This window comes from Actinomycetota bacterium (genome assembly GCA_030017835.1).
Taxonomy (GTDB): Bacteria; Actinomycetota; Aquicultoria; order UBA3085; family Oleimmundimicrobiaceae; genus Yes70-04.
The window spans coordinates 1-5,073 of record JASEGU010000009.1 but is presented as its reverse complement, the minus strand read 5'-3'; the positions used below and the strand labels follow the sequence as shown (position 1 = coordinate 5,073).

At 52.7% G+C, this 5,073-nt stretch carries 8 protein-coding genes and 1 pseudogene; all 9 read right to left on the bottom strand.

All coding sequences use genetic code 11. The annotated features are described in order from the left end of the window. Window positions 1-412 (bottom strand): 2-oxoacid:acceptor oxidoreductase family protein (locus QMD53_03590; protein MDI6799739.1); only part of this gene is annotated, 412 nt, incomplete at its 3' end. Window positions 413-538: 126 nt separating this feature from the next. Further along, window positions 539-1,135, bottom strand: coding sequence for a recombination mediator RecR (gene recR / locus QMD53_03585; GenBank protein ID MDI6799738.1), 597 nt, complete (start codon window positions 1,133-1,135; stop codon window positions 539-541). A 34-nt stretch (window positions 1,136-1,169) separates the two neighbouring features. After that, entirely contained in the window at window positions 1,170-1,478 is a 309-nt protein-coding gene (locus QMD53_03580; GenBank protein MDI6799737.1) for a YbaB/EbfC family nucleoid-associated protein, read from the bottom strand. A 29-nt stretch (window positions 1,479-1,507) separates the two neighbouring features. After that, window positions 1,508-3,172 (bottom strand): DNA polymerase III subunit gamma/tau, encoded by a 1,665-nt coding sequence (dnaX, locus tag QMD53_03575; GenBank protein ID MDI6799736.1) that lies wholly within the window; start codon window positions 3,170-3,172, stop codon window positions 1,508-1,510. A 113-nt stretch (window positions 3,173-3,285) separates the two neighbouring features. Beyond that, window positions 3,286-3,660: an MFS transporter gene (locus QMD53_03570; protein MDI6799735.1), complete on the bottom strand. Its 375-nt coding sequence runs from the start codon at window positions 3,658-3,660 to the stop codon at window positions 3,286-3,288. A gap of 280 nt (window positions 3,661-3,940) precedes the next feature. Beyond that, a complete protein-coding gene (locus QMD53_03565) occupies window positions 3,941-4,129 on the bottom strand; it encodes a 4Fe-4S binding protein (GenBank protein MDI6799734.1) in 189 nt (62 codons plus the stop codon). A gap of 212 nt (window positions 4,130-4,341) precedes the next feature. Further along, window positions 4,342-4,482 (bottom strand): annotated as a pseudogene (locus QMD53_03560) (ATP-binding cassette domain-containing protein). Between the two features lie 20 nt (window positions 4,483-4,502). Further along, window positions 4,503-4,652, bottom strand: a complete 150-nt coding sequence (locus tag QMD53_03555) for a hypothetical protein (GenBank protein ID MDI6799733.1) — start codon at window positions 4,650-4,652, stop codon at window positions 4,503-4,505. Between the two features lie 17 nt (window positions 4,653-4,669). After that, window positions 4,670-4,969, bottom strand: a complete 300-nt coding sequence (locus QMD53_03550) for a MarR family transcriptional regulator (GenBank protein MDI6799732.1) — start codon at window positions 4,967-4,969, stop codon at window positions 4,670-4,672. Window positions 4,970-5,073 lie beyond the last annotated feature (104 nt).

Below are 5,073 nucleotides of genomic sequence, written 5' to 3'. Positions count from 1 at the left end.
TGTTGGGGATCGGCTTGCCCAGCGTCTCTAGGGCTATCGTGGATGCCGGGACCGTATAGACTCGACCGACCTTGACCCCGATCTTGTTTCTGATCATATCCGGCGATTTATTCGAATTGACCAGGATGACTCCGTCGTCCGTGAGGCCTTCATGAACCTTTACGGTATCGAGCAGAGTCTCGTCCAGAACTACAACTATAGAAGGATTGTCAATCGCGCAATAAATGCCGATTGGTGAGGTTGATATCCTGGTAAAAGCCTTGATGGGTGCGCCCATCCTTTCCGGCCCGTATTCCGGGAAAGCCTGGATATCGCGGCCGTCGGCCAGGGCTGCCTCGGCCAGAAACTTGGCCGCCGTGACGGCGCCCTGGCCGCCTCTGGCATGCCACCTAATTTCGGTACATCCTTCCACGTAATCACCCCTTTCAGATTAAGAAGTTGGAGAAACCCATCATACATTAAAGATGGCGTAAGAGCCTTTGTTTCGTAATAGAAGGGTAGTTTTCTAGGTTGAATGGTCGTTTTTTGACCCTTAACGTTACATTTCCCGGCGGCCCTCAAGGGCTCTGCCTAAGGTTATCTCGTCGGCATACTCCAAGTCGCCGCCGACTGGCAGCCCGCTTGCGATCCTGGTCACCCTGATGCCGAGCGGCTTGATGAGGCGCGAGATGTAAATGGCCGTCGTCTCGCCTTCGATATTCGGATTGGTCGCGATTATTATCTCTTTGACCCTGTCGTCAGTTAGCCGGCCAATCAGCTCTTTGACTCTAATCTCATCTGGACCGATGCCGTCTATCGGAGATATGGCGCCTCCAAGGACATGGTAGCGCCCCTTGAAACTGGCCGCCTTCTCGATGGCGACCACATCCATCGGCTCCTCTACCAGGCAGATGATCGAGTTATCCCTCTCTGGGTCCTTGCAGATGTTGCACTCATCCCCCTCGGTTAAGTTGAAGCATATCTTACAGAAGCTGACCTTCTCTTTAAGGTCGACGATGGCCGCAGCCAGCCTGCTTGCCTCGGCAGAAGAGACCTTCATCAGATAGAAGGCAAGACGCTGAGCCGATTTTGGACCGATGCCGGGAAGCCTGGTCAGCTCCTCGATAAGCGTAGCGACCGGAGCCGCATAATACATTGAATCACCTCATCAAACCGGATTATCGAGCAAATCACATCAGACTGGGCATACCGGCTCCGCCGGTCACCGCGGCCAGGCGCTTGGCCGCGAGGTCCTTGCTCGCCTCGACGGCCTCATTGACCGCGGCCAGGACCAGGTCCTGAAGCATTTCGACATCGGCTGGGTCGACAGCCTCTCTGTCTATCGATACCTCTAAGATCTTCTGAGAGCCGCTCGCAACCACCTTGACCATTCCTCCGCCAGCAGTCGCCTCGACCGTCTCCTCCTCCAATTCCTTCTGGACTCTGGCCATATCATCCTGCATCTTCTTGGCCTGCTTCATCAGCTTATTAATATCCATTCAAATTGCTCCCCCTTATTTGATCGGGCCTAGCCCTCTTCTATCTCGGCCCCAAAGTCGCTCATCAGCATGCCTATGATGTTGTCCTTGCCCAGGACCTCCTCATCGGCCCCTTCTTCCGCTTTTAACTCCTCGAAAGAGGGAGCGTTCTCGTCGATCGTGCACTCCACCTTGATCTTTTGACCGACAATCTTCTCGATGGAATCGGTTAAGATATTGAGATTCCCCTCCCGCTCTATCATATCCTTATGAAAAGCGGCCCGGTGGTTAAAGTTTAGAGTGAGTCTTCCCTTGACGAGCTTGGTCGGAGCGGACTCCAGAAGAAGGGAGTGGGTGGGAAGGCTCTCCTTGAGTACCTCGTCCAAGATCAAGTGCCAAGCCCTTTTGACCCTCTCTATATCTGTATCCTGGCCACTCGCCTCATCCGCTCGCTGCGAATGACTCACCCCTTCATCCTTTGGGAAAGCCTTCTCCTTGGCTTGCGCCTTGGTGACCGCCTCCTTCTTGAGCTCCTTTGGGGAAGGCTCTTCCATGCCGGCCCCCTTTCCCTTTGAGCCGGCTTCCAGGGCTTCTATCCGGGCGACTAAAGCGTCGAGCGATATATCTTCTTCAATATTTATCATCTTTACCAGGGCCATCTCTAGAGAGAGCCTGGCATCAGGTTCCCATCTCATCTGGGTCGCTGCCTCGCTCAAGATGTCGAGGAGGCGTATCAAGGCCACGCTGCTGAACGAGTCCGCTTGGGCCTCAATCCTCTTGAAAGTCTCAGCCGTCACGTTGAGGCTGTCCTTAGCATCAGCCGAATTCTTGGCGACGAAGAGGGCTCTAAGATATTCTATCAAATCCTTGGCGAATTGCCTGGGGTCTCTTCCCTTGTCCACAAGGAGATCGACGAAACCGAAGACGGCCGAGACGTCGCCCCTCGCCATTAAGTCCGCCGCCTCAAAGAGGGCCTCGACATCGCTCATGCCGAGCAGCGAGACGACATCATCCGTCGATACCCTCTTCTCGGTAAAGGAGGCGATCTGATCCAAGGTTCCAAGGCCATCTCGAAGGCTGCCTTGGGCGTGTTTGGCTATCATGGAGAGGGCTTCGGAGTCGATCTCTATCGACTCGGCCTTGGCCACCTCGGCAAGCCTTTCCATCAGGTCCTTTAAGGTGATCCGCTTGAAGTCGAAACGCTGACATCTGGAGAGAATGGTCGCGGGAACCCGATTGGGTTCGGTTGTGGCCAGGACGAAGACGACGTGAGCCGGCGGCTCCTCCAGTGTCTTTAATAGGGCGTTGAAAGCTTCGGCCGTCAGCATGTGGACCTCATCGATGATGTATACCTTTGTCCGCCCTTGGGCCGGTGAAAAGTGAATCTTCTCTTTCAGATCCCTTATCTCATCGATCCCCCGGTTGGAGGCGGCGTCGATCTCGAGGACATCGACGAAGTTTCCGGCCGCAATATCGGCACAGGAAGAGCAACCATTGCAGGGGATAACGGCCGGACCCTCTTTACAATTTAAGGATTTGGCCAGGATTTTGGCGACGCTCGTTTTGCCGGTCCCCCTCGGCCCGGAAAAAAGGTAGGCATGGGATATCTTGTTTGATTTGATGGCATTCTTCAAGGTCTGAGTTATGTGGTCTTGGCCGACCACTTCAGAGAGAGCCCGGGGCCGATATTTCCGGTAAAGAGAGATGTAAGACAAATTTATTCAACCCGCCTTAAAGGGGAATGGTAAATGAAGATTAACATAAATGAGTTAGAAATTTAAGCGCCGAGAGCGAAGATAGGGGAATCGAGAGAGCGGAGTGACAGAGCTTATAGAGAGCGTAGAGCGTCTCTCGCCGATGTCCTTATCCCCCTCTTGCCAACCCGGTCGATGAAGCGAGCGAAGAGGACGGGTGGCCAACTGGCGGCCAAGCTTAAGATGAGTTTTCCAAAGAGGGAGAAGGAATGGCCGCTCAAGGCGAAAGGCTTTCTCTTCCTTTTCTTGTCGGATAGGTAACCGAAATAGGTCTTGAGGAGGCTCGCCGTGCTCTCGGCGATGCCCTCGATCAGACCGACTACCGCAACCGGGGCGCCCAGGACGCTGGTCAAAAAGATGGGAACCAGGGGATAGACCATCTCGCTGCTTATGTCGGTAAACAGGCTAACCAGGCTAAGAGCAAGAATGTTTCCACTTATCCCAGTCATTAAAGACTTTTGGCCTTTGGCTATCTAGATCTCCGCCAAGTGGTGGTTTGATGGTCCAGCCCTCAAGCTAAGAGCTCGGGCCGAGTTTAAGACAGTTGAAATAGCTTCATGACCAGACCAATGACCATGACGATGCCGGCCACAATCAGTAAATATCCGGTTGGATCCTTCTTCTTCATCTCCATCACCTCGATAAAACATGATATCACAACGGACGGAAAGGTAGAGCGCCAAGACTACCTTCACGAACTTGAGATTTATGGGAGTGAAAGGGGAAAACCTAGCTGATCTTTATGGCATTTACCGGGCATACCTTCTCGCAGCCCCTTAAACGATCACATCTGGTATCATCGGTCACCTTGCAGACCTTCGACTTTTCGGAGATATAGAGGATCTTTTGCGGACAGAGCCTCACGCAATTTCCGCAACCGGTGCAGAGCTTTTCATCGACGGAGACTATCTTTTTCATCGGCCTCTCCTTAAAAGGTTGAAACAAATTATAATACCTACTTATCGGCTTAGTAAGCCCAAACCGAAACCTCCTTGCCTTTGAGAATCCCTCCTTGGGGCTCGCTGTATAATATTGAAGCATGGATGATTCAGAGAGGTTTAAAAGAGATCTGCGCCCAGAGAAGCACAACGTCCTCTTCGAAAAGGGGACCGAGCCGGCCGAGGGTCTATCAAACAGCCGATGATATGCATGGGGGTCGATTTGCCCGAGCCGGAGGGACCGATTATCGAGACGAACTCACCTTCATCTATCGAGGTTGTGACACCTCTTAGGGGGATGAAGACAAGTGGAGCTTGGGAATGATTCCAAATTAAGAGCGGTCAATGAAGCATTAGCTCTCTTTGAGGGAGTGAAATTCGGCCATGAAGGCGGGAAGCGCCTTAGAGAAGATGGCAAAGATGCTCTCAAATTCCTCTTCCTTTAGGTCCGCAAGCGAGCTTGCCAGCCTGCTCATTCGCCTCTCGTTTATCATCGCCATCACCTTCTCGCCCTCTGCGGTCAGATAGAGCCGGAGACCACCCTTCTGTCGTCATCATCCCTCTTGCGGCTCAAGAGGCCGTCCCTTATCAGGCGATCGACGATGCTGGTTGCGGTGCCGAAATGGAGATGCAGGGCCTTGGCCAGATCCCCCATCTTGCAGCCCTTCTTCGATTCAACCATCTTGAGCACGAAGAGCTGGGGTACGGTGAGGCCCGCATGAGCGGCAAACTCCTTTTCGCCGCCCTTCAAGTTATGGAAGAGTTCGGTCATAAAATCATCCAATCTCTTTGCGCACTCTTCGGCTCTTTCTCTCTTCATGCTCTCCCCATTAGTTTGAATAGCAAATATTTTGTGTTTCAAAATATTAGGTAATTCCTATACATCTGGTACTGGTTTGACCAATAGTTGTGCAATAAAGGCAA